At 38.8% G+C, this 26,168-nt stretch carries 18 protein-coding genes; 3 read left to right on the forward strand and 15 right to left on the reverse strand.

Going from position 1 to position 26,168, the window contains the following annotated elements; genetic code table 11:
• Positions 1-80: 80 nt before the first annotated feature.
• Genes ACYIB7_RS14860 through ACYIB7_RS14890 form a run of 7 tightly spaced genes read right to left on the reverse strand, consistent with a single transcriptional unit; the run spans position 81 to position 11,884 of the window.
• Positions 81-4,283, reverse strand: a complete 4,203-nt coding sequence (locus ACYIB7_RS14860) for an InlB B-repeat-containing protein (RefSeq protein WP_480337616.1) — start codon at positions 4,281-4,283, stop codon at positions 81-83.
• A 10-nt stretch (positions 4,284-4,293) separates the two neighbouring features.
• A complete protein-coding gene (locus tag ACYIB7_RS14865; RefSeq protein WP_480337618.1) occupies positions 4,294-5,919 on the reverse strand; it encodes a PCMD domain-containing protein in 1,626 nt (541 codons plus the stop codon).
• Positions 5,920-5,925: 6 nt separating this feature from the next.
• On the reverse strand, positions 5,926-6,666 hold the full coding sequence (locus tag ACYIB7_RS14870) for a hypothetical protein (protein ID WP_480337619.1): 741 nt from the start codon (positions 6,664-6,666) through the stop codon (positions 5,926-5,928).
• 7 nt (positions 6,667-6,673) lie between these two features.
• Positions 6,674-8,920, reverse strand: coding sequence for a DUF4493 domain-containing protein (locus ACYIB7_RS14875; protein ID WP_480337621.1), 2,247 nt, complete (start codon positions 8,918-8,920; stop codon positions 6,674-6,676).
• Positions 8,920-10,245: a DUF4493 domain-containing protein gene (locus ACYIB7_RS14880; RefSeq protein WP_480337623.1), complete on the reverse strand. Its 1,326-nt coding sequence runs from the start codon at positions 10,243-10,245 to the stop codon at positions 8,920-8,922. Before ACYIB7_RS14880 ends, ACYIB7_RS14875 begins: the two co-directional genes overlap by 1 nt.
• 13 nt (positions 10,246-10,258) lie before the next feature.
• Positions 10,259-11,020: a DUF4493 domain-containing protein gene (locus ACYIB7_RS14885; RefSeq protein WP_480337625.1), complete on the reverse strand. Its 762-nt coding sequence runs from the start codon at positions 11,018-11,020 to the stop codon at positions 10,259-10,261.
• A gap of 18 nt (positions 11,021-11,038) precedes the next feature.
• Positions 11,039-11,884: a DUF4493 domain-containing protein gene (locus ACYIB7_RS14890; protein WP_480337627.1), complete on the reverse strand. Its 846-nt coding sequence runs from the start codon at positions 11,882-11,884 to the stop codon at positions 11,039-11,041.
• Positions 11,885-12,395: 511 nt separating this feature from the next.
• On the opposite strand from ACYIB7_RS14890, the gene ACYIB7_RS14895 reads away from it, so the two are divergent.
• Entirely contained in the window at positions 12,396-13,232 is an 837-nt protein-coding gene (locus ACYIB7_RS14895; RefSeq protein WP_103983656.1) for a helix-turn-helix domain-containing protein, read from the forward strand.
• A gap of 6 nt (positions 13,233-13,238) precedes the next feature.
• On the opposite strand, the gene ACYIB7_RS14900 is transcribed toward ACYIB7_RS14895, so the two are convergent.
• From ACYIB7_RS14900 to ACYIB7_RS14935, 8 genes are all read right to left on the reverse strand, one after another.
• Complete coding sequence (locus ACYIB7_RS14900) at positions 13,239-14,777, reverse strand: YifB family Mg chelatase-like AAA ATPase (RefSeq protein ID WP_480337629.1); 1,539 nt, start codon at positions 14,775-14,777, stop codon at positions 13,239-13,241.
• A gap of 31 nt (positions 14,778-14,808) precedes the next feature.
• Positions 14,809-15,909, reverse strand: a complete 1,101-nt coding sequence (locus ACYIB7_RS14905) for a TlpA disulfide reductase family protein (protein ID WP_103983658.1) — start codon at positions 15,907-15,909, stop codon at positions 14,809-14,811.
• A 187-nt stretch (positions 15,910-16,096) separates the two neighbouring features.
• Complete coding sequence (pckA, locus tag ACYIB7_RS14910; RefSeq protein ID WP_099464684.1) at positions 16,097-17,704, reverse strand: phosphoenolpyruvate carboxykinase (ATP); 1,608 nt, start codon at positions 17,702-17,704, stop codon at positions 16,097-16,099.
• A gap of 250 nt (positions 17,705-17,954) precedes the next feature.
• Complete coding sequence (locus ACYIB7_RS14915; protein ID WP_480337630.1) at positions 17,955-18,971, reverse strand: 2-oxoacid:ferredoxin oxidoreductase subunit beta; 1,017 nt, start codon at positions 18,969-18,971, stop codon at positions 17,955-17,957.
• Between the two features lie 4 nt (positions 18,972-18,975).
• Entirely contained in the window at positions 18,976-20,829 is a 1,854-nt protein-coding gene (locus ACYIB7_RS14920) for a 2-oxoacid:acceptor oxidoreductase subunit alpha (protein ID WP_103983660.1), read from the reverse strand.
• Positions 20,830-20,919: 90 nt separating this feature from the next.
• Positions 20,920-22,131, reverse strand: a complete 1,212-nt coding sequence (locus tag ACYIB7_RS14925) for an alanine dehydrogenase (protein WP_099464687.1) — start codon at positions 22,129-22,131, stop codon at positions 20,920-20,922.
• A gap of 9 nt (positions 22,132-22,140) precedes the next feature.
• Entirely contained in the window at positions 22,141-22,662 is a 522-nt protein-coding gene (locus ACYIB7_RS14930) for a shikimate kinase (protein WP_480337632.1), read from the reverse strand.
• Positions 22,663-22,731: 69 nt separating this feature from the next.
• Positions 22,732-23,043, reverse strand: a complete 312-nt coding sequence (locus ACYIB7_RS14935; RefSeq protein WP_160034706.1) for an ABC transporter permease — start codon at positions 23,041-23,043, stop codon at positions 22,732-22,734.
• A 621-nt stretch (positions 23,044-23,664) separates the two neighbouring features.
• Here ACYIB7_RS14935 and ACYIB7_RS14940 point away from each other — a divergent pair.
• Together ACYIB7_RS14940 and ACYIB7_RS14945 are read left to right on the forward strand one after the other, a co-directional pair.
• The gene (locus ACYIB7_RS14940) at positions 23,665-24,975 is read left to right on the forward strand and encodes an acetylxylan esterase (protein WP_103983664.1); all 1,311 of its coding nucleotides are present in this window, start codon (positions 23,665-23,667) and stop codon (positions 24,973-24,975) included.
• A 172-nt stretch (positions 24,976-25,147) separates the two neighbouring features.
• A complete protein-coding gene (locus ACYIB7_RS14945) occupies positions 25,148-26,080 on the forward strand; it encodes a FecR family protein (protein ID WP_103983665.1) in 933 nt (310 codons plus the stop codon).
• The last annotated feature ends 88 nt before the right edge of the window (positions 26,081-26,168 follow it).

Raw genomic sequence — 26,168 nt, forward strand, 5'->3', positions numbered from 1 at the left:
AACCACTTACAAACAATTTGCTCCGCTTATCATCCAATAATTGGATGATAAGCGGAGCAAATTGTTTTATAACAGAAAGTTTATCGTATCGATATTTTCACTGGTTTGTTTTCACCCACCTTCACAACATATTCACCGCTACGCAGATTTACTGCAGAATTGCCTGCCGGAATACCTATATTATGTGTCATCTGTCCACCAAAACTCCAAATACATAAACTCATAGCTTTTTCTGCTTCCACATGCAAGACTCTGCCGGAAACATAAATACGTACGCCATCCATTCCAATCGATTCATTATTTAATGGAATATTCCCATTTCCAAATTGAGCACTAAACGCACAATCTCCGGTTACTGTATAAGTATATGGATTCATCGTATTACCATCACCCCATTTCAAAAATATATTACCATTCGAAGGTGTAGCATTCAGAGTAATTACTGTACCATGCTTCAACAAACCGGTTTTACTGGCACGTATCGTACCTCCCGTATTTTGTTGTAGTGAGACCGTATAATCATTCAATTCCAACCCGGATACTTCCACCTTCACGTCCTTCGCCAGTTTATCCAGATTATAAAATAATGTTTTTGTTTCCGAAGAAGAACGCATTGACATACCAGGTTCAAGCACTTTACCTTCTACTGTCACAATCGGCTGGCTCTTACTGTACTGTGGCAGGATAACCAGTTTCAGTTGCACATCGCTACCGGAAACAATAGCCTCGGCATTAGCATTGACAGCCCCCATACCGGCTCCCGGTATAAGAGGCAGATCTACTTTTACTGTCTTCTCGCTCGAAGTCGATATAAATAGTGGCAACAATTGCTGTGCATCCTTCACCGCAATGATACGCGGATTATCCGCTTTACCATCATTCCACATAGAGAAACGTTTATCTGCAGGCGATTTGGCTAACAGATAAATCAATGTTGTAGGCGTCAGAGCCTGATCCGTAATCTGTTCTGCCGTTTCCAGATTAAAGGCAAGCACATTCTCTGCAAGCTTTAGCGCCGTTTTATTCAGTTGGATGCCATCCACGGCAATCACTACGTTTTCCTTTACATTATAGATACTATATACATCCTTGTAAACCGTTAATTTTTCACCATTTGCATATACTTCCGGAACCGATTCGCTATAATCGCTTTCCTTGCTGATATAGAACTTAAACGTTCCACCTTTTTTCACTTCGGTAGCATAGCCTGTCAGCGGTTTCACCTTTGCCCCTGTTAAGGTTGGCAATACCATCAAATAGCCCGGATCTTCCTGTACGAAGCGTGCCTGGATAACAGTGTCCTTTTCTATAAGCACCTGGCGCGGATTATCACTTGTTCCATCCGTCCACGAGAAGAATTTATAATCTGTATCTGCCGTTGCTGTAACCGACACTCTATCACCATGGCTCACCGTACGTGGTGCGCTATCTTCATCTTCTCCCGTATAGCAGATATATCCATTTGCCGATTGTTTTAGTGTTACAGTATGAGTAATGCCATTGACACCACTGACCCGGACAGTAATATTGCCTGTTTGATTAGGCAACGTATAAATATTCTTCGCATTCGGATGAATCACCACTCCGTTTGCTTCCACTTTCAAATCATCCACCGATTCAAAATAAGCTTTTTCTACCAGCAACTTAAATTCAAATGATCCTCCACTGGCAACAGCTGATATAACCTCGCCACCTTCCGGATTTATAGCCGTTACTCCCTTCGGTAAAGTAAACATAATCGTTACTTTGCCTTTGCCAAAAGCAACATTGCGCGTTGCCACTCCATCCTTATGACCGTTTTTTTTCGCATAAGCTGTAACAACAACTGTTTTACCTTCGGCAAGGCTACTCACCTGGAAAGGTTGTGTATATTGTTTCGGAGTAGAACCATCTATACTATAATACAAGGTAGCCGCGTCATCCGTATTCGTTAATGAAACCGTTACACTTTCTCCTGCAGGAACAAAATCTGTATTTGAAGGTGTCGTTGTTATTTTAGGAGCTAATGCCGATGGACGCAAGTCTGCAAACTCGGCGGAAACAGTCAAACCTTTATCTGCAGGCACTTCTACTTCTTGTGGCGAAGAGGTATATTCCTTTCCATTTACAGTAAGTTTCACCAAACTATACACAGAAGATTCCGGAATAGCCATAACTGTTAATTTCGTATTTGCACCAACTTTTTCTCCCGATTTAATTTCTGTCGTGCCATTCTTTACCGAGATTTTACCATTAGCCGGTTTATCAAATACTACAATATTTCCAGCCAGCCATTTCGCATAATAGGTTTTATCTCCCATAGAACCTTTCGGCAGTTTCTCTATTCTATTTACCAAAGATTGCTCAGTATACCATCCTGCAAAGGTAAAGCCCGAACGTACCGGATAAGGCAAGGTAATATCTTCCGATATTACAGTATAAGTCTTAGCCGCATCTCCCGGTAAGGTTCCATAATAAGCCTCATAATTAATAGAATACTCTGCTAACTTCCATTTGGCATATAAATTCAAGTTGCGTTCCGTACCTTTCTTTATGGTAGTTATTATAGCTTCTTGCCCTTGTTCATACCATCCCACAACATCATATCCATCTACAATATCCCACACAGGCAACTTTACTTCATCTTCCTTTGTAAAGGATATTTTCTTATCCTCTACCTTATCAATACCAGGACGTGTCTCAGACTCCCAGTGACATATAGCATAATAAGTTGTTACCCATTTAGCATAATAATGTTTGTCTGAAATATCTCCTTTGGCTATGGTCGTTATCGGATCACCTGTTAAATCGGGATTATTATACCAACCTTTAAAAGTTATATTTTCGGTCTTCGGCTTTGGTACCGGTAATACATACGGAGTCTTTTCTATTGTATAAGTTGCATCCGGAGTAATTGCAAAAGTACCGCCTCCATTCAAATCATAGTTCAATGTATAAGGGATTGCCTCCCATTTTGCATATAGTTTAAGTGATACAATTACATTTTTTCCATCCTGTGGACATGGAGCAACAGTTACAGGACTGCCGTCAAACTTTTCATTGTCGTACCAACCCTTAAAGGTATAGCCTTTTCTTTCCCATGTAGAAGGAATTTTTATTGTACCGGATGTTGCTTTTGTATAATTTTGAGCTGAGGGTGTTGTCTCTGTATTTGTAACATACGAAAGCGCATACTTATACTCCGACCAACGTGCCGTTAAAGTAACATTTCCGGTTAATGCGGTAGGAGATGTAACAGGGGTAGCTCCGTTAAACCAGCCTGTGAACATATAGCCATCACGTGTTGGGGTTGGTAAAGATTCGGGATAGTTTTCTACCGTATACGGTGTACTGGCAATTGTACCTCCCCCATCTGTATTATAGGTGATAGTGTAAGGCAAGACCTCCCATTTAGCTTTGAAACTGACTGTTTGGTCGTCTTTGTGATCAATATCTATATAAGGGAAAGTAGATGGTGTTATCGCTGTATTCTCATTTACATTATCTCCTGAATTGTTATACCAATGGAGAAATTTATAATGCTCACGTGTTACTGTTGGTAAAATTCTTGCTTCTCCATCATTTAAGATTGAATAGGCAGTTGTATAACCATCTGAAGTTATTTTGCCATTATTTGAATCGTACTTGATAACATAGTTGATGAGAGAAACAGTTACTGTACCTTCTATACTTGTGCCAAAAGATGTCACTATATTATTGTCTTTTTTCAGTAGACAACCTTTTAAAAAATTATTGATATTTCCTGAGTTCGACCAAATAGCATACTCTTTACCTAAAGCTGCAGAACTTGCAGAAAACACACCACTAACAAGCTGTAAACTACCACTATAATATTGGACTGCAGTACCAGCCACAGAACTCCAAGATGATGTTTTACCTGATATATTGCAATTAATTACTGTAACATTAGCTCCACTAATATCTAAACCCGAACCACGACCGCCAGCAGCCCCTCTTGTTTGATTCGCTATTATTGTACCATTTTTAATTACTATATTTCCCGCTGTACATTTTACACAAATAATATCACTATACTCTTTCTGCTCTCTTTTCAAAGTTTTACCATTCAAATCCAAAACAACATCTTTAGATATTGTTAATTCATAATCTATATTTATATCATTTTGTAGTTGGATACTACCACCAGCAGCCACTGCTTTTTTTAATTGATCTTTACTAGATACTAGTGCTGGTGTTTGAGCCTCTAATGTCAATGGAAAGATTAACATAATAAAGAACCAAATCCCTAGAGATAATCTATTACATATTCTATTCATAATCATAACGATTCTTTTATTCAAACACCAATTCAAACTCATCCAACAACAATACACTTTTCGTACTACCCGTAAAATAGTCTCCATATTTACTGGCACTGGCAACAATCAATATATAAGTCGGTTTAGTAAAATAATCCCGGTACTTCATGTTTATTTTAAATGTACTGTAATCCGTATTCGTTGCACCGGTCTTAAACTCTCCAAAAGCAATCATAGATTCATTACTCCAGCTTAAATCAACAAATAACGACTTTTGTGTATTCACACGGAAAGGTTGTGTCCAATCGAACAAAGCGATATAAATATGGCAAGAATCTTTTTGTCCCATCATATCGGCATATGCCCCTTGGGCATAATCGATAGTACCCGGACGGTAACTATAATATCCTCGCATTCCGGAAGGACGGCCTACATACGGACGGCCAAAATCGAGTTCAGCTCCCGGGTTCGCCAAATCGACAATCGCTTTAACAAACTTACCTGTATAAATATTGCCTGCAGCAAATGCCACCATTGCATACTCCGAATGTAAATTAGCTGCCGACCCTTTTACAACATTGCGTTTTTCTTCTTCCGTAGGTATCTTCCCGGCTGTTTTAGCACCTCCATTGCCCGAATCCCAGAAATAATTTGATTCCAAATCAAGATTGGGATAAACAGTTCCATTAGCACTAATCCAATTATCAAAGCCCATATTAGGAACTTCTTCCATCTTCTCCGTAGTAAACTCCTGCATATCTTCAGCGCTACCGTCTATTGTCAGTATATATTCATAGGTAGTTTCCGGATGCAAATGTGTTATAACAGCAAGGAAAGTTTCGCCATCTACCGTTAAGTCACCAGACAACATATACTCCCATTCTTCCTCGCCTTTCACGCGATATTTCAAATCTACCTCACCTGTCTTAGTTGTACCGCTAAAATAGGTTCTTTTCGCCCATGCCGAAACTTCGGTTGTCTCTATATCTCCTGAAGGATATTTTACACTAACCGTCCATTGTTCCGTTTCTCCAAATACAGATACAAGGAAAACACGAGGGCGCGTAAAATCTGTTACAGACTGGGGTTCCGGTACTGTTTCGGCAATCGAACTACCCAACTGCAACTCCTCTATTTCTACATTGCGGAAAGAAGGCTGTGATTCTTTATCCACATAAATAATAACATTCTTTGTATTTTCATCTACCAAGGCCTTTCCTATCTGATTTTTTACTCTGATTTTACGATCAATCGCATGTGTTACATGTACTTTCCATTCATAATCCTGATATAAACGGAGTATGAACGAAACCGGCTTTCTGAAATCCATATGCGTATTAGCCGAGCTTGGCAAATAGTCCAATGATGTAAAGCCCGTATCCGGGAAATTCACAAAGTCTTTACATGCATTTTCGTCCGGAATGACTGTTACTTTATCTGTTACCAGCAGTTTCTTTATCGTCATATCTTTTAGATCCAACGTATCCGCCACCTTGACAGTAACGGTGTTTGTGGCATCGTCAATCTTCACAGATTGAGCACCTTCTATAGCTAATTCAAGTATCTCTGCCTTAACCGTAGGCAACGGATAGTCATTCTTGATACATCCTGTAAAAGGTAAAAGCAACAAACAACAATATAGAATAGCACTCCCTCTCATAACACACTAAAGATAAAAGACAATACCTAAATCGATAGACAACAGATTGATTTTAAAATTAGCGGAGCTAGAGGTACGTGTACCTTTATAAACCTGGTCGCGTGTCTGATCGTACCAGTTAAAGTTAAGACCCGCCACATTTACAGATGCTTCCACAGCCGTAAAGTCATTCACAAAAACTGTAATACCAGGAGCCACACCTATATTCAGGTTATGTTTCAACTCATACATCCCCGTCAAATCCACACCAGTTCCTGAGGAGCCGGTACTTTCAGAATACCCATAACTTACACGGGCTTCATTAAACAAGCCAAACCGTTTGCTGTCGCCCAGGTTTAGGTACGTACGCAAAAACACTGCTGCCGAATAAGTATTCCCTACACTATTATAATCCTTAACTTCAAAACTCAAATCATCGCCTAAGGCTAATTTTATGTTATCCAATTTAGTGAATGAGCGAGAATAAGCAAAACGTCCTCCGATACTGATATTATCGCGGATAAAGTAACTCACCAACGGAGTGACCTTAAATGAATATCCGGTACTGTTTATATCTTTTAGTACAGACAAAAACTCAAAGTTATCGTCTACATGTTCGGAATACGAAAATGTAGCTCCTACCATCCATTGACCTTTGGGAATAAATGTCTTCATCACAATACCCCGGTCATATTTATTGCCTTTTGCCTGCACAGACAATGAAGCGGAACATGCTAAAAGCACAATAAGGAATAGAAATCCTCTCATATTTTGTTTATTCATTAATCTTTACCGGTTTCAAGTCTTTTAGCCCCGTTTGAGAAAAAGCCTTCTCATCATAATCATAATCAAGACTAAACTCATCTACATACATAACGCTACTGGTAGAGCCTGTAAAATAATCACCATACTTACTGGCCGAAGCAACAATCAGTATATAGAATGATCCGGTAGAAGGTACATCCGATTTATAATTCAACCTTATCTTAAAAGGAGCATATCCATTTAATATGGATACATCCAGTGTTTCACCAGTCAGGTCTTCCGTCTTGCCCGACGAATATTCACCATAAGCAAATACAGCAGGGTCATCCTTGGGATAAACTTTAACCTCTCCTGTTGTAGAAACAACATTAAACTGTTTTGTACTCAAAGCAACCATAACAAAACATGTATCAGGAGTTCCTTTTACTATATTTTTCATCGGACACCTCGAATCTAAATAATCAATTGCCCCGGGAGTATATTTGTAATAACCTTGTAAATAGGTAGGGAAGCCTTGATACGGACGTCCATATTTCAATGTTGCACCACTAGTAGTTACAGACAACGGTTCTCCTGAATAAATACTTCCTGCAGCAAAAGCACCAAAGCTAAGCACCCCTGCCCAAGTAGAAGCTAGTCGAGCAGCCTTTTTAGAAGAAGACAAAGCAACTTCATCTGTTTGATCTGTCAACACTTCGTTTCCTGCCTTTGCACCTAAATTTCCTGAATCCCAAAAATAAGTTGCATCATTAGGAGATATATAAGTTGCATTTCCCATGGGACCTTTTCCAGACCTTGTTCCCCAACTATCAAACCCTATATTAGGCACTTCGGAGGGAATACTCAATGTAAATTCTATAGGATCACACGCAATATCTGAATTCTCATCTGAAGCCAGCCAATATTTATAAATAACATCTGGTTTTAAGCCAATGACCAAAGCTGTCATATTTCCTTCCGAATCCCATTTGCAATCTTTCACATCAACCGTACTTCCGTTTCCTATCTGTAATTTAAAATAACTACTTTTATCTTCACAGAAACCCTTCAATACAGCAAATGTACTCCAACAACTCGGATTTTCTACATAAATAGCAACATCCGGCTTAGCCTCAATTATAAACTTTAACTCTGTTTCCTGATGTAATGAATCCATCGCATAAACAGTAAACTTATGCTGTTTCTTTGATCGCTGAGACGCTATATCCTGTAAAAATACACCGGTTAAAACATCAAAATTTAACGTAATATCTTTCACATTATGATTTTCCGGCAATAGTGGAAAGCCTAAAGTTTCCAATTTAGCCTGGCTCATTCCATCCAAATGGGTTAAATCAAACAATTCCAGCTCTTTTGTTTTAAACAAATCAGATTCAGCTTTTACTGTCAGTGCTTCTATTCCAACTTTTGACGTAATCTGTAAAGAAGAAGAAGGCAAGTCTTCTCCCACTTTTATAGAAAGAAGGTTATCTTTAAATATATCAGACAGTTTAAGAACCGGAATCTTTTTGCCTTCCAAATCATCCTCATTAATTACCACTTCGCAAGTTACCACTTTGGCATTATCATCCACTTCTATACCAAAACCACTTCCTCCTTCCGGACTTTCAGGCTCATCACCAATCTTAAACTTAATTGTATAATGATAGCGAGGCTTTATATCTGTAAAAACACGGTTTATAGTATACTTTTTACCGTCATTATTTGTCAATGCTAAACTGGCTGTCAACTTATCCGGTGTAAAATATCCCGAGCGGTATTCATCACGTGCGTAAAATAATGTACCACTACTATTACTTATGGTTGTTTCATAATTAACGAAATTTTCTTTTACTTGGTCTGCATAAGTAACAGTTACTTTAACATTAGCTATTTTACAGACCACTGTCGCACTGGTAATTTCCCCGGCTTTCACCACCACTGTTTCTTCGCCAGCGTAAAAAGGCTTTTCCCATCCGGCATCTTTCGTCTGATTGGATGAAACAGATACCGTATATGTTCCTACCGGCAATATCAATTTTTCATTCTTTACTTCTTTCACATAATCATCGTACGACTTCACCGTATCATTTTCTGCATTAATAATACAGACTTTCAATTTTTCGGTGGTAACCGCACTTTTAGTAAGAATTTGTTCATTTTTATCTACGCTCAGTCGCAAAGTTCCGACTGGAGCTAAATTCCCACGATCTTCATTACACGCAGTAAAGAAGATCGCCAATAGAAATAAACTATATATTATATTCTTTGTTTTCATCACTTTTTATTTAAAGTAATTATTCCACCGCCCTCATTACCTTTATTATCAGTCATAGTCACTTCAAACGTATTTATTCCTTCACCCAACATCTGCATGAATGGAGATATTTCAAACTTCTGCATACTGGTTTTATCCTTTTGGGGCAAATCCATATCTTTCAATAGATCAGCAATTGTAGGAGGTAAATCAAATATATCAAGATCCATTGGCGTCTGTACACCATCAATTACAATCCCTGCTTTAACCATCAAGGTCTTCAATCCTCCCGGAGCCGTCAACTGAATAACGACCTTCGATGAATTTGTAACATCCTGTGTTGTCGCAATATTAAATATTGTTCCATCCAAAGTGGCACCTACAGTAGGTTTGTCCGAAGGATCAGCGGGTTGTTCTGGTTCTTCTCCTCCCGCATCCACGAAATTGGAAGGAATCTCAATTATATAATCTTTTTCTATCAGAACAATATCTACTTTTATAGTTGGAGATTTTATTGGTTGTTCCGGCTTATCATCGTCTCCCGGATCTTCAGGTTCGTCAGGATCTTCTCCGCCGGGGTTATCATTATCGTCATCTCCCGGAACATCATTTACAATACCTAAATCAACCAGAATATTATTATGCTCTTGTACCTCTGTTTGTCCAGACAAATCAATATTATATACCTTATTTTTTTTACCGCTACGAGTTGTAGTGTAAATAGTAAACTGTAATGTCCCGGTATTTTTCAAATAACTGGCACGTTTCTCATCTTTAAAAGTAGTCAAAGCACCATTCCCATTATCCACAACAATCGAATAATCGTCTTCAAAGCTCTTCATGAACTCATCCGAACAACGGAACTGAACTTTCTTATTACTTAACACACAATCTGTAATTACCTTTGCAACCTCTTTCGGAGTTATCTCACATTGATTCGTACCGGAATAGAACGGAGAATCAAAACCGGCATTCACATCTTCGCCCAGCATTGCCCTGATTGAGTACTTGCCTTCCGGAAGCAGAAGTCCTCCTTCCTTTTTCAACTCGGCATAACTTTCATAATGCTTATATACCTGCCCGATACTGTCCAAAATATCTACAACAAAATCATTAACATCTATCACAACCACATCCGAACCTGAAACGCCTCCTTTCGATTCGGGAATATCTGCTTCTTTGTTCGGTTTCAATTCCAAATCGAGCATACCAGCCTTATCCGCCGGTATTTTATTGCCCGCAGGTTTATCAATCTGTCCAAGCAGGTCTTTCTTCATCTCACATGAAGAAATAAGAAACAATAAAACTGCTAAAACCAAAAACAATATATTATTAACTGCTTTCATCCGTCCAGATTATTTATAGTTTATATGAAGACATTTTCAGATCGTCTCTTCCCGCATCAAGTGTTACAATATAATATTCTCCTACCTGCGGAGCAGCACCATTATTCTTGAAATACCAAGTACGCTCCGGATATGTCTGTCCGGCCATTTTGATAACGACTTTTACAATCAGACGATCACAACTATCCAGAAAATACCCCGGCTCCATATTCTTTTTATCGAAAGTCCAGATTCCTTGTTCATTCGATACGTTAACGGTGTAATCATAATTCTCAGGCTGTTCGGCAATCAACTCCTTAAACCGGTCGGACAGGCGTAATTCAACTCCCAGGCTTCTAAAAGTACACAACACCGAAGTATTCAGAACCACCTTTTCTTCTATCGTAAAATTAGTAGTTCCTTCAAAGTAAGGCTGTTCCGAGACTTTTTTATCGGGGTTAAACGAACAGGCTTTCACCACATAATTGTTAACCGGCAGAACCAAAGGAGTACCTGCTTCTATCAATGCCGTAAAAGAGTCAAATGTCTTAACAGCTGTTTTTCCATCCTCTTTATAAATCACAACCGGAAACGTTGCCGGATCCAAATTAAAAGTTATTTCTCCTGACCGGGTATATATAACAGGAATATCCACCTCTTCCTCCGTTGCCGGAGTATTCAAGTTCAATCCTCCCATTCCATCCGCAAAATTCGGCATTCCGTCTTCTTCATTGCTGCAACCAGCTATACACAAGGCTGTCATCAATAAATATATAAAGTATACTACAGATCTCATATTTTCTATTTCTTATTATCAGTTTTTATTTTCCGGAAGCATAAAATCAGGAATTTCCACAGGTTCAAATGTATGCTTTATTAACTCATCATCCAGCTGAATATCCAGCCCAATTCCGTTGGAAGCTCCATCCGTTTTAAAGATCAAACGGATATTTTGCCTGCGTTCCAATTTTATAGTAGATGGGATTTCATACGTTTTATCTTTCGTCTCCCCCACTTTTCTTAGCTTAATAAATATCTGAAGTTCTGTTCCATCCTTTTTAACTTGCATATAAAGAGGGCGTATTTCAGTTTTAAGCACTTCCACATTTGTTCCTATAAAAGAAGTTTTAAGCAATGTGGTATAATCTGAATACATTTTTTTAAAGTCTTCCGTATAGTCCACCATTATCCGTGCGTTTCCTAATGTACAAGTAACATCTATAGGTGTACTCATATCGGCTTTAACCGTAAAATCTGAACTTCCTTCAAAATAGGGATTCTCAAAAGCAGCAGGCAAATCGTCTCCTTTATAAGCAACAAGAGTATAAGCACCTTCCTGCAGTTCTATTTCGGATGGCATCTGGTCGAAACGATCATAAGACTTAACCGTATCTTTATCTTGGACAATGCGGATTTTATAATCTGCAGTAATAAGAAATTGCTGCAACTCACCTGATACAGAATTAGCTTTAGTTGAGCTACTGATTCCTTTTTTTAAAGACGTTGTATCTGCAGCCAAACTCAAACGTAAACGGCCGCTCCCCCCGCCATCATTTAAACGATCCGTATCACACGAGAAAAGGCATGCTGCTACGATCAGCATGCTGAAAGAATACAACATAGCCTCCAACAGGCTATGTGCTAATTTACTTTTTTTCATTATATAGTAAATAATTACTTAATTCAGCCTCAATAAAACACAAACAAAAAATAAAATAATACCCTTCTTCACCTATTAATAAACCGATGCAAAGAAACGACAACTGCATAAACTTAGCAAGGTCTATTTATTCGATTACATGTTCTTTTTTTTAGAAATTATATAAAAGGTAATATTTTAACATGCTGATTTTGCATAAAAAGGAATTAGTGCCATTTCGTTCGTGTCCTATTTTTCAGAAATAAACCTTATACAAAAAAGCAAATCGACCCTTCGCAAAATGCAAGCTGATAAACCTGTTTGAACCTTATTTAAATTTCATCGGGATATTTTTATAAAATCACCTCGATGATTTCTCAAAAACATCCCGATGATTTTAAAACTTACCTGCCCACGACTTTTTTCTTATACAACAATCCGTTGTTTAACCAACTATTGTAAAATTAAAACCTAATTTTCAGACAGCTTCTAAAATCATTTTATCTTTGCACATACAGAAATATATCATAGAATGGAAAACGATATACCTAAAATAGATCTGCCGCATGACTGGGTAATAGGAACAAATGTCACTAAAGAAATCCTGAGTCTTTATACTGATTTCCCATGCCGGTTAAAAGCCCAGATTTTTGTACTATGCATGCAGGGAGAGATAGAAGTATCTATTAATCTGACCCGTTTCCAGGTAAAACCATGCTGTTTCATCACAATTCTACCAGGTTCTATTTTCCAGATACATACCATAAAAGGTGATTTACGTATCTATTTTATAGGGTTTTCTTCTGATTTCATCAACAATACCAATATCACAAAACCAGCATTAGATGCCATATATTCAATAAAAGAAACTCCTATTATACCTCTAAAGGAAGAATCAGCCTATCTAATAGAAGACTATTTTAAACTATTGATCAAGACTTATGCTAATTTTCAATTAAGCAAAGATATATTAAACCATCTTCTATCAGGCATATTATTAGGTGTTGGAGCAATATATAAAGACAAGGTTCCAAACAAAACAAATCTATCCAAAGCCGAACAAATAAGTAAAGACTTCGGACAACTCGTTATGCAAAATTACACCACGCAACGTAATGTTGCGTGGTATGCCAAGCGGCTTGGCATCACTCCTGCCCACCTCAGCACCATTGTAAAACAGGTAACTGGCAAAACTTGTATCGAAATCATTACTCAAATGGTAATTATGGATGCAAAAACCCAATTAAAATCAACAGATTTAACTATTCACGATATTGCATATTCACTAAACTTCACAAATATGTCTTTTTTCGGCAAATATTTTAAGAGAAATGTAGGCATGGGGCCTCAGGAATACAGAAATAGCTAAGGAGAATTACGTACCCCAATTTTCCCTATCCAGATTACGATAATTAATGGCCTCAGCTAAATGGGAAGAATGTATATCGGAAGAACCATCCAAATCGGCAATGGTACGGGATACTTTTAATATACGATCATATGCCCGTGCAGAAAGATGAAGGCGCTGCATAGCATTTTTCAAAAGCAATAAACCCGTTTCGTCAGGGACAGCGTATTTGTGGAGCAACCGGGTAGTCATCTGTGCATTACAATAAATATCATTGCAGTCAACAAAACGTTTTTGCTGAATTGCGCGAGCCTTCACTACACGCTTACGAACCAGCGCACTGGACTCGGAAGGGCGTTGCTCAGATATCTTTTCAAAAGGAACCGGAACTATTTCAATCTGTATATCTATACGGTCAAGTAATGGACCGGAAATACGGTTCATATACTTTTGTACAGCTCCGGGAGTACACAAGCAGGGACGTTCCGGATGATTATAATAACCACAAGGGCATGGATTCATCGAGGCTATTAACATAAAGCTAGCCGGATAATCGACAGTAAAACGTGCTCTGGAAATACTTATCTTACGATCTTCAAGCGGCTGGCGCATGACTTCAAGAACACTACGATTGAATTCCGGAAGTTCATCAAGGAAAAGGATTCCATTTTGTGCCAGGCTAATTTCTCCGGGTTGAGGAAAGCTTCCGCCGCCAACCATTGCTACCGTAGAAATTGTATGATGCGGAGAACGGAACGGACGTTGAACCATAAGAGATGTATCACCACTTATCTTACCTGCAACCGAATGTATCTTAGTTGTTTCAAGTGATTCCCGCAATGTAAAAGGAGGCAAAATTGATGGTAAACGTTTTGCCAACATAGATTTGCCGCTTCCCGGTGGCCCTACCATTATTAAATTATGGCCGCCGGCTGCAGCAACTTCTAACGCTCTTTTTACATTCTCCTGGCCGCGAACATCCGAAAAATCATAATCAAAAAAGTCCTGCTGCTCATAAAACTCTTTCCGGGTATCTACAATTGTTGGTTGCATTGTCTGGTTACCATTCATAAACTCGATAACCTCTTTAATATTAGTTGCACCATACACATCCAGATCATTTACAACAGCAGCTTCACGAGCATTCTGCTTCGGAAGGATAAAACCTTTAAAACCCGATTCCCTGGCTTTAATTGCTATAGATAAAGCTCCTTTTATAGGTAAAAGGCTTCCATCCAATGACAGCTCACCCATCAGCAGGAATTTATCAAGCAGAGAGACATCCAGTTCTTCTGCTGCAGCCAATATCCCTACGGCCAAAGGAAGGTCATAAGCCGAACCTTCTTTCCGGATATCCGCTGGAGCCATATTTATAACAATTCGATTTCGGGGAAATTTATAACCGCTTACCTGTAATGCTGATATTATCCGTTCATGGCTTTCACGAACAGCAACATCCGGCAACCCTACCAAAAAGAACTGGATTCCTTTCGTACAATTTACTTCAATAGTGACAACAGTAGCCGAGATACCCTGCAAGGCAGCAGCATAGGATTTTACTAACATAGTTAAGATTTATAAGTTATAGTCGGACTTCTTATCTTTCAATCAGATTTTCCAACGTCTGTTTTATTTCCGCCCCATTATCCGTTTTCAAAAGGATCTTACCTTCTTCATCTATTAAAAAACAACGGGGTAAAGCATTCACATTATATAAATCGATAAGCATTGTGGCTTGTCCGGCTGAATCGGTTACCAGATTCCAGTCAATGCTATCTTTCTTTAATACATCGCGAACGCCTTTTTGATTATCGTCCAGGCTGATTAATAAAATATCTAGTTTTTCTTTTGGATATTCAGTTGCTACCTTATCCAGATAAAGGTCTTCTGTTTGGCACATGTCACACCAGGGAGCAGTAAAAGCCAACAATACATATTTCTGAGAAAACGAATCAAGGCTAACCGAATTCCCATATATATTTTTTACTGTAAATCCGGGTGCTTCGGCTCCAATAGCTGTCCGTTTTGCACGGGCACTGGCTTGTTCCAACTCACGCACAAGATAAAAACTCTTTATCTTCGGATCTAGCAAAGCTAATAATTCATCTGTTTTACGTGTATCTTCGGCATCATTAAAAAATAACTGAATCAATACAATAGATGCTTCTTCATCAGGATTTTCCTTTATATATTCCATAGCGTGCTCCGACAATTGCAAATTTACATTTGCCAAACGTGAAGCTACATCGGCTTCTTCTATCGCACTATTGTATTTCTTTTCGTTTAATATACGATTCAGATCGGTAAATTCTTTTAGCAAAGGTGCTATACCTCTACGCATAGCTGATAATTTATCATTAATACGTCCGCCTTTTACTTGCAGCAACAAAGGATATTGCGCATCTCCCGATATTGTTACTTTTTCTCCCGGCTTCAGATATGCAGTAATCCACCGGGTTTTATTTTCAAAAAACACAGTTACACAATTAAAATCATTTTGTGCCTGTTCAATTACAAAAACGCCTGGCTTTTCGCAAGTTACGGTATCAACAACCTTATAATCACCTCCTTCAAAAACGGCATATATTGTCTGGTCTTCCAGATTTATAAGTTTACCCTCTATCTGGTAAGTATCATTCCTGCCACATGATGACAAAAACAACAAGATTCCGACAAAATATATTAGTTTTTTAATCATTATACCTTCTTTCCCTGTAATAACAGATAATTTGGGGTAAAGATATGAATATATTTTTAAAACAACTTCACAATTCTAATAAAATTAACTCATATATAACAAAAAAAAGCCCAGAATGTAATATTCTGAGCTTTTTAATTCAAATATTTCTAATCGTAAGTAAAAATTACCAACGAATTTTAACCAATTATAACTTAGGACCAGCAGCAACCAAAGCCTTACCTGTTGCGTTGCCAGTAAACTTAGCGAAGTTTTTCTGGAAGCGGGTAGCCAAATCCTTAGCTTTTTCATCCCATTGTGCAGGGCTTGCATATGTATCGCGAGGATCAAGGATATTCGGATCAACACCTGGAAGAGCTGTCGGAACAACAAAGTCGAAATAAGGGATAACCTTTGTAGGAGCTTTATCAATAGAACCATCAAGGATAGCATCGATGATACCTCTTGTATCCTTGATAGAAATACGCTTACCAGTACCATTCCAACCTGTATTTACCAAATATGCCTTAGCACCGGTTTTCTGCATTTTCTTAACCAACTCTTCGCCATATTTTGTTGGGTGCAATGATAAGAATGCAGCACCGAAACAAGCAGAGAAAGTAGGAGTAGGTTCAGTAATACCTCGTTCTGTACCAGCCAATTTAGCCGTGAAACCAGACAAGAAGTAATACTGAGTCTGTTCCGGAGTCAGGATAGATACAGGAGGCAATACACCAAATGCATCTGCAGACAAGAAGATAACTTGTTTAGCGTGAGGTCCTTTAGAAACCGGCTTAACAATGTTTTCAATATGATAAATAGGATAAGAAACACGAGTATTTTCTGTTACGCTCTTATCTGCGAAGTTAATATGACCTTCAGCATCAAGAGTACAGTTTTCCAACAAAGCGTCGCGTTTGATAGCATTCCAGATATCCGGTTCGCTATCTTTGTCAAGATTGATAACCTTAGCATAGCAACCACCTTCGAAGTTGAATACACCTTCATCATCCCATCCGTGTTCGTCATCACCAATCAACAGACGTTTCGGATCTGTAGATAATGTAGTCTTACCTGTACCTGACAAACCGAAGAAGATAGCAGAACTCTTGCCTTCTTTGTCTGTGTTAGCAGAACAGTGCATAGAAGCCATACCCTGCAACGGTAACAGATAGTTCATATAAGAGAACATACCTTTCTTCATTTCACCACCGTACCAAGTATTCAGGATAACCTGGATCTTTTCAGTCAGGTTGAATACAACAGCAGTTTCAGAGTTCAAGCCAAGTTCTTTGTAATTTTCAACTTTTGCTTTAGAAGCGTTCATGATAACGAAATCCGGTTCACCGAAGTTCTTTAGTTCTTCAGCTGTAGGACGAATGAACATGTTTGTTACGAAATGAGCTTGCCATGCAACTTCCATGATGAAACGCAGTTTCAAACGAGAATTTTCGTTAGCACCGCAGAATGCATCAACAACGAACAATCTTTTGTTAGAAAGTTCTTTAGTTGCTAATTCCTTACAAGCTTTCCAGCATTTTTCATCTACCGGCTTGTTATCATTTTTGTATTCGTCAGAAGTCCACCATACAGTATTCTTGCTGGTTTCGTCCATTACGAAGAATTTATCTTTAGGAGAACGACCTGTATAAACGCCTGTCATAACGTTTACAGCGCCCATGTCACTTACCTGACCTTTTTCAAAACCTTGCAAACCTGGTTTTGTTTCTTCAGCGAACAGAACATCATAAGACGGATTGTGTACAATCTCTGTAACACCTGTAATTCCGTACTTGCTTAAATCTAAATTAGCCATCTTGAATTAATTTAAATAATTGACTTATATAATTTTTATCTCACTCAGTAAGTAAAGCGGTTTTAATATACTTATACTCTAACCTTGCTGTTTTTAAGTTCCCCTTGTTAACCGCGGTACAAAAGTAATACATTTTTTTATAGTCCGAACCCTATTAAGGAAATTTTTCAGTAATAATGACTCTTTTCTATGCATTTAACAAAACATGTATTCCATTTGCTCAGTGGAGATTACAATTCACCTCATTTTGCTACTTAATTTCCCAGACTTCACCACTCATAAGCAGGTCATGCAACTTACGAATCGGTTTTTTGGCCTGTACTTCTTCTATCTGCTGGTGAACTGCTTCGTCATATGTAGGAGCATCCACATCACGGATCACACCCAAGGCTACCGGCATATCATCTCCCATCATTGCAAGCATCATGTGAAGTGTATTGTCTTTTTCATGAGCATCATGTACAAGAACATCATCTATTGTATAACCATCTTCTCCTACTGTTACAGCTTTCAGCTTTAAACCTTCCAATACGATACCTTTCTGGTTATCCTTACCAAACAACATTTTCTCTCCATGACGAAGAAAAATAGTACGTTCTGCTCGATATTCCTTATCAACGATACCTTTATGAATAGCATCATTGAAAATGACGCAATTCACTAACACTTCGGTTACCGATGTTCCCTTATGGCGAGCCGAAGCTGCCAGGATTTCAGTGGTATTCTTCAAATCAACATCTATAGCACGGGCAAAGAAATTACCACGGGCTCCTAAAGCCAGCTCTGCCGGAACAAAAGGGTCTTCTACAGTTCCATAAGGAGAACTTTTAGAAACAAATCCTCTATCTGACGTTGGAGAATATTGTCCTTTTGTCAGACCATAAATTTTATTATTGAAAAGCACAATATTAATATCCACATTACGACGTACGGCATGAATAAAATGGTTACCGCCAATAGCCAGACAGTCTCCATCACCAGTTATCAGCCATACATTCAAATCGGGGCGTGCTGTCTTTACACCCGTAGCAATAGCAGCACCACGGCCATGTATCGTATGAAAACCATAAGTATTCATATAATAAGGTAAGCGTGAAGAACACCCAATACCAGAAATTACAGCCATATTGTGAGGAGCTACTCCAATTTCGGCCATCGCTTTATGCAAACAATTCAATACTGCATGGTCTCCACAACCCGGACACCAACGTACATACTGATCGCTTTTATAATCTTTCGGTTGAAATTTTACTTCTTCTGTTGCCATCTTTTTAAGCCTCCATTATTTTAGTAAATTCCTCAACTAATCGTGAGACAACAAAAGGTTGTCCTTTTACACGGTTGAATTTATACGGATTAAATCCTGATATTTTGCTACGTAAGTAATTTGCAAACTGCCCATTATTCTGTTCAGCAACAACAACCTTTTTGTATTTGGAAAGAACCTCTGCCGTATTCTTTGGCAACGGGCTAATGAACTTAAAGTGTGCAAAAGCAACTTTCTTGCCATTTTCCTGCATTGTTTCCATAGTTTCATACAGGTGTCCATACGTTCCTCCCCATCCAACAATCAGCAATTCAGCATCCTTATCACCAACAACATCCAATTCGGGTATATAATCGGCAATCTTATCTATCTTGGCCTGACGAGTAGAAACCATCTTCTGATGGTTAGCCGGATCAGTAGAAATAGCACTCGTTTCATAATCCTTTTCCAGGCCACCTAAACGATGAGCAAATCCTTCTGTACCCGGAACAGCCCAATAACGAACAAAACTGTCTTTGTCACGCCTATAAGCTTTCCATACTTTTTCATCATTATAATTGGAAACATAGTTCGGCTTAATTTCCGGATACTTATCCAGATCAGGTAATTTCCATGCAGAAGATCCGTTAGCAATAAAGGCATCTGTCAATAAAATAACAGGAGTCATGTGCTCAACAGCCAACTTACTAGCCCAAAACGCAGCATCAAAACAATCACAAGGAGTAGAAGCAGCAATAACGACTAACGGGCTTTCACCATTACGTCCGTACAAAGCCTGCATTAAATCAGTTTGCTCACTCTTGGTAGGCATACCTGTTGAAGGGCCACCACGTTGAACATCAATAATAACTAAAGGAAGTTCCGCTATTACAGCCAAACCGATCGCTTCACTTTTTAAGGCCAAACCCGGGCCTGAAGTTGATGTTGCAGCAAGACAACCTGCAAAACTGGCTCCGATAGAAGTACAAATACCCGCAATTTCATCCTCTGCCTGTACGGTAATAACTCCTAAATCCTTACGTTTTGACAACTCATGTAAAATATCTGTAGCCGGAGTAATAGGATAGCTACCCAGAAATAACTGCAAACCTGCCTTTTCTGCAGCAGCAATCAGTCCGTAAGAAGTTGCTTTATTACCATTCACATCCGTATAAAACCCGGGAGTTGCTTTTTTACCTTCAATACGATACGTTGAAACAGAAGCATGTATATTATGACCATAATTATACCCGTCCGTCAAAACCTTAATATTAGCTTTAGCAATATCCGGCTTCTTGGCAAACTTATTCTGCAACATATGCATAGCTTCATCCAAAGGACGCTCAAACAACCAACATACCAACCCAAGGGCAAACATATTTTTGCAACGAAGGGCTGATTTATTATCCAGACCAAACTCAACCAGCCCTTCCTTTACCATTGTAGATATAGGAGCTGCGATCACCTGTACGCTATTCAAACCCAGTTCGGCAAACGGATCATCTGTTGTAAACAAAGCCTTATCCAGATCATTTTTCTGGAATGAATCGGTATCAATAATGACAATTGCATTCGGCTTTAAATGCTTCACATTTACTTTTAATGCTGCCGGATTCATTGCAACCAATACGTCAGCCTTATCACCTGGTGTAAAAATTTTACGTGATCCCAAATGTACCTGGAATCCTGATACGCCACTTAGTGTGCCTTGTGGAGCACGTACCTCGGCCGGGTAGTCCGGAAATGTAGATATTTCATTCCCGAAAATAGCCGACAGATTTGAAAAGATTGTTCCGGTTAACTGCATGCCGTCTCCGGAATCTCCCGAGAAACGCACTACAACCTTTTCCAGAGTTGTAACTTTTGTCTGTTCTGCCATAATATTATATATTAGCTTAATCGCTTATTAATTTAAGACCCTGCACTGCAAAGTAAAGCATAAACTTTACGAGTACAAAACTTTTACTACTTAAAACGCCGAGAGGTATAAATCCAAACTATTAGAGGATAAATTAAAATGATTAGAGACATAACTGTTGACCGGTTTCCCGCAATACATATAGACTCCCGACCTGAAACCGCTATCCGCCTTTATCAGCCCTTGAATCGATCCTGCGTCGCCATAAAAAAGAAGTAAAGGAACAAATATATTACTAAAAGCCATTGATGCTGTCCGTGCTACACGGTTACTGATATTCGGCTTACAATAGTGCAATACGCCATATTGTTCAAAAACAGTCGGCTCCTCTGGAGATAAGCAACAGGTTGTTTCAAAACAGCCACCCTGATTAATCCGCAAATCTATTACCAAAGCTCCTTTTTTCATTGTACGGACCAATTCTTCCGCAATTACATAACGGTGGCGGGTATTTATATATCGCATTGCTCCTATCACAACATCGGCACTACGAAAAGCATTTTGTAATACATTCGGGTGAAAAGTAGAGGTAAAAAGTCCTTGCCCCAAAACTTGCTGGATAGTCCGCAGTTTATTTATATCATCATCAAATACTTTCACGGAGGCTCCCAAAGCTAAAGCAGCCCGCGCAGCTACCGTTCCCGCATTACCAGCCCCCACAATAACAACTTCAGTGGGAGAAACACCGGGGATACCTCCAAGCAGAATGCCTTTTCCCCCTTGTACGTTACTTAATAATTCGGAGGCAATGGTTATAGATGCCGTTCCTTCTATTTCGGAAATTACGTTCAATACCGGATATTTTTTATGATCATCCGCTATCAGCTCGTAAGCTATCGCATTAATGCGTTTTGCCATCATCAGCTCGTAGGCTTCCTGAGTAAACAGATTCAACTGAATCATCGAGAACAAGGTAGTTCGCGGACGCATCAATGCAACTTCTGCTTCCAGCGGCGGTAACACTTTTAATATAATATCGGCCTGAAACACTTCGGCTGCCGTAGAAACGATTTCTGCCCCTGCTTCGGAAAAATGATTATCAGAATAATTAATTCCTAATCCGGCACCACTTTCCACCAAGACACGATGTCCGCATCCTGTCAGCATGTCTACTGCTTCCGGTGTAAGGATCAAACGTCTTTCATCCTTATTGCGTTCACGGGGAATACCTATCAGCAAACGATTACCAATTTTACTTATTTCCTTCAATAACTCCTGAGGAATATAAGCTCCCTGAATCTGCCCACAACCTGTCGTTTCCATAACATAATACTATAATATCTTTTCCAAAGCCGCAGATATGGTTTGCACATCCGAATCCGTCAACATAACTTCGGCGTCAAAAACGACAGACGCCTGTTCATAAAACGGACTTCTTTTACTCAAACTCTCTGCAACAAAATCTTTCAATTCTTTTCCTGAATGACCTTTCAGAACCGGACGGGTATGTTTACAAAGTTCTAAACGTTTTACCAATTCATCCACAGAAACACGCAAATAAACGGTTTTACCGTTTCGATTCATAAATTCCATATTTTCAAAAAAACAAGGCGTACCTCCTCCGGTAGAAATCAATACATCTTCAAACATGGATACCTCCTGAAGCATATTACGTTCAATCTTGCGAAAGGTATCTTCTCCTTTTTCGGCAAAAAGCTGTCCCACCGTTTTAAGATAACGGCCCTCTATATAACAATCCAAATCTATAAATGAAAGCCCCAACCGTTTGGATAAATCCTTCCCTATCGTTGTTTTGCCGGCTCCCATATAGCCTATCAGGAAAATACGTCTCATTTTATATCATATAGTTTAACCGCAAATGTAATTATTAAATTGCATTAGGTAATGTAGGGAAAGAGAAAATTATCTCACTATAGCATCCAACGGGTTACTCGTAGCAGTTTTCCAACTCTGCCAACTAACAGTCGTTACAGTAATTACCACAACGAATAATCCGCTAACAAAGAATACCCACCAATAAAGAGGTGTCTGCAAGGAAAAATTCTCCAGCCATTTAGCAATAAAATAATGAGCTATAGCACATGCTATCGCAAAACATACAATCAAAATTGTTAAATAGGTTTTATTAAACAAAGCTAATATCTCCATCTCACCGGAGCCTAGCACCTTACGAATGCCTATCTCTTTTTGACGGTATTCATTTTCAAAAAACACAAGACCTAAAACTCCAGTAATTGATATAATAATAGCAATTATACTGAAAACAAAGACGTTATAGACGTTTTTGAAACCAAAAAGACGAACACCAATCCAATCAAAAACGAAAGTGAACTTACAATTATCGATTCAAAAATATAGTTCACTCTTATAGACGAGTTTGTACCTCCTAGTACTTATGTATATTTATTGACTTCATCCGTTTAGGGATCAGAGCCATGCTCATATTCATAAAATTAATTCCTGCAACAATAATAATTGCAAATGCAACAGACAACCCTAAAACATTTATAATCACAGCTCTTTTAGATCTCTGAAAAACGTTGTATAAGTTTCTGAATATAGATTTCATAATTTTCTAATTTAGTTAGCACTATGCGGTTTATTTATTCATAAGAGAAGAACGGTTATAAATTGCAAAAAACGTGCCCAAACAGACAACACTATATTCATCAGACAATTACAAATACAGGAATAAAGCCGGAGTGTCCAATAATTTTACAATACTGTCTAATTATTAGACATATATAAAAAATTGATATTTGGCGAAAATGGCATTTTCAGTTTTTTTCTGTAAGTTTGCAACATAGCTTTATTAATAAATTATTTATCTGTATCATGAGAAAAACACTACTTGAGAAAAAAGCGTATGTTAAACGCACGCTTAGTTTATTTATTTTGATTTTCTGTTCTATTACAGCAGTACAGGCACAAAGCAAAGAGATTACCGTGATGGTTTCGCCCGACAAGGCGGATTGCCTGTATACCGAAAACGAACCATGCACATTCACTATCCGTGTATTCAAAGCGCAGAACGAACTGAAAGATGTAACAGTCGACTATGAGTTGGGGCCAATCGAATATCCGGCAGAGAAAAAGACAAATCAACCGCTCAAAAACGGCAAGTTGGAAGTGAAAGGACGCATGCCTGTTCCCGGATTCCTTCGCTGCAAAGTAACAGCCCATGTAAATGGAAGAGATTATTCAGGCCTTGCCACAGTAGGTTATGCTCCCGAAAAAATAAAACCGGTTACGGACATGCCTAAAGACTTCAAGACGTACTGGGATTCGACTTTGGAAAAAGCCCGTCAGACAGATCTTAACCCGACAATGGTTTTACTGCCCGAACGTTGTACCGACAAAGTAAATGTATATCACATCAGTTTCCAGAACGTCCGCCCCGGATCACGTACCTACGGCATTCTTTGCATACCGAAGAAAGAAGGTAAATATCCTGCACTATTACGTGTGCCCGGAGCAGGCATCCGCCCCTATAACGGCGATGTTTACACCGCTTCACATGGTGCCATAACGCTGGAAATCGGTATTCACGGCATTCCGGTCACCATGACGCAATCTTTTTACAACAACCTTTTCAACGGTGCATTAAAAAACTATTGGCAAATCAACAATACCGACCGTGACGCTTTCTACTACAACCGCGTGATAGCCGGCTGCATACGGGCTGTAGACTTTTTATGCAGTCTTGAGCAATTTGATAATAAAACATTAGGAGTTGCCGGGTCAAGCCAGGGAGGCGCCCTAAGTGTTATCACTGCTGCATTAGACAAACGTGTAACTTTTTACGCTCCCTTAATGCCGGGTATGTGCGATCATCTGGCTTATCTGGAAAAAAGAGCCGGAGGATGGCCGCATTATCTTAGTCAGTCTACAGAAGTTAAGGAAGCGGTTAAAAATGTCTGCAAATATTATGATGTCGTAAACTTTGCCAAATTCCTCACCGTCCCAGGATGGTTCAGTTGGGGATATAACGATGAAACATGTCCTCCTACCTCCATGCAAGCAGCTTATAATACGATAACTTCGCCTAAAGAGTTACATATTTACCCGCAGGACGGACACTTCTGGTATGACGAGCAAGCAGAGGAATGGAGTAATTGGATTTGGAAACAATTGAACATAAACTAAAGATCCATATCGATCCTTAATCATTTAAAAAACATCCCGATCATTTTTTCAAATCATCGGGATGTTTTTTAAAAATGATCGGGATGATTTTTTTATAATAATATTACTTTTCTACTAGGGATATCTTTCCATGTATCGTTATTTATATAAATCACATAATATATAATACTACATGGAAGAACTTTTACTACGATATATCAAAGGCGAAGCAACCGAAGATGAGAAAAGGTCCGTGATGTTATGGATCGAACAATCCCCGGAAAATATGCGCCAATATATGGCTACCCGCAAACTATATGATATCTCTTTATGGAATGTGACAAAAGACCACAACCAGACCAAGAAACCTGCACACAAATTTAATCTATATCGCATTGCCATAGAATTTACCAAAATCGCAGCCATTCTTATCATCTGTTTTATGGTAACCAAGCAATTATTCAATCAGGATACGATTTTACCGGAAATGCAGACTGTCTATGTACCGGCCGGCCAGCGTGTTGAGCTTACTCTTGCCGATGGAACAAAAGTATGGCTTAACTCCCATTCTACATTTAGATTCCCGAATCATTTTACAGCCGATGCACGAAACGTAGAATTGGATGGAGAAGGATATTTCACGGTTCAGCATAACAAAAAAGCCCCATTTACAGTCCAAACAGGAAAATATGCCATACATGTTTTAGGAACCGAATTCAATGTGAAAGCATACAACAGAAGTAATATGTTTGAGACTTCATTATTAAAAGGGGCTGTCGAAATATCATCTCCGGATATGACAAAAAACTTGCGGTTGCAACCAAATGAAATTGCTCAGCTCACCAACGGAAAGCTAACAAAACAGCATATTCCTGATTATAATTATTTCAAATGGAAGGACGGATTGTTCTGCTTTGAAAACGAAACGATCGAAAATCTGATCGAAAAGATGCAACTCTACTATGATGTAACCATAAAGGTAGAACGGGCTCCGCTTCTTCAATATCGTTATTCCGGTAAATTCCGTATAAAAGACGGTATCGAACATGTGCTAAAAGTACTTCAACTCAAACATAAATTTACATACGAAAAAGATGACGAACGTAATCTAATTACAATAAAATAAATCGAATCACATTGTTAATCTTAATTCAGACAAGCCTATGAAGAATGTAACCTGATTATCGTGGTGCAAAAACACGGGGTATATTCAC

The sequence above is a fragment of the Parabacteroides sp. KHUB-03 genome, from assembly GCF_056640975.1.

Coding starts and splice junctions, on each gene's coding strand:
- ACYIB7_RS14945 (WP_103983665.1), top strand. CDS start 25,148: ATGGAAGAACTTTTACTACGATATATCAAAGGCGAAGCAACCGAAGAT.
- ACYIB7_RS14890 (WP_480337627.1), bottom strand. CDS start 11,884: ATGAAAAAAAGTAAATTAGCACATAGCCTGTTGGAGGCTATGTTGTAT.
- ACYIB7_RS14900 (WP_480337629.1), bottom strand. CDS start 14,777: ATGTTAGTAAAATCCTATGCTGCTGCCTTGCAGGGTATCTCGGCTACT.
- ACYIB7_RS14930 (WP_480337632.1), bottom strand. CDS start 22,662: ATGAGACGTATTTTCCTGATAGGCTATATGGGAGCCGGCAAAACAACG.
- ACYIB7_RS14940 (WP_103983664.1), top strand. CDS start 23,665: ATGAGAAAAACACTACTTGAGAAAAAAGCGTATGTTAAACGCACGCTT.
- ACYIB7_RS14925 (WP_099464687.1), bottom strand. CDS start 22,131: ATGGAAACGACAGGTTGTGGGCAGATTCAGGGAGCTTATATTCCTCAG.
- ACYIB7_RS14860 (WP_480337616.1), bottom strand. CDS start 4,283: ATGATTATGAATAGAATATGTAATAGATTATCTCTAGGGATTTGGTTC.
- ACYIB7_RS14905 (WP_103983658.1), bottom strand. CDS start 15,909: ATGATTAAAAAACTAATATATTTTGTCGGAATCTTGTTGTTTTTGTCA.
- ACYIB7_RS14920 (WP_103983660.1), bottom strand. CDS start 20,829: ATGGCAGAACAGACAAAAGTTACAACTCTGGAAAAGGTTGTAGTGCGT.
- ACYIB7_RS14885 (WP_480337625.1), bottom strand. CDS start 11,020: ATGAGATCTGTAGTATACTTTATATATTTATTGATGACAGCCTTGTGT.
- ACYIB7_RS14915 (WP_480337630.1), bottom strand. CDS start 18,971: ATGGCAACAGAAGAAGTAAAATTTCAACCGAAAGATTATAAAAGCGAT.
- ACYIB7_RS14875 (WP_480337621.1), bottom strand. CDS start 8,920: ATGAAAACAAAGAATATAATATATAGTTTATTTCTATTGGCGATCTTC.
- pckA (WP_099464684.1), bottom strand. CDS start 17,704: ATGGCTAATTTAGATTTAAGCAAGTACGGAATTACAGGTGTTACAGAG.
- ACYIB7_RS14895 (WP_103983656.1), top strand. CDS start 12,396: ATGGAAAACGATATACCTAAAATAGATCTGCCGCATGACTGGGTAATA.
- ACYIB7_RS14865 (WP_480337618.1), bottom strand. CDS start 5,919: ATGAGAGGGAGTGCTATTCTATATTGTTGTTTGTTGCTTTTACCTTTT.
- ACYIB7_RS14870 (WP_480337619.1), bottom strand. CDS start 6,666: ATGAGAGGATTTCTATTCCTTATTGTGCTTTTAGCATGTTCCGCTTCA.
- ACYIB7_RS14880 (WP_480337623.1), bottom strand. CDS start 10,245: ATGAAAGCAGTTAATAATATATTGTTTTTGGTTTTAGCAGTTTTATTG.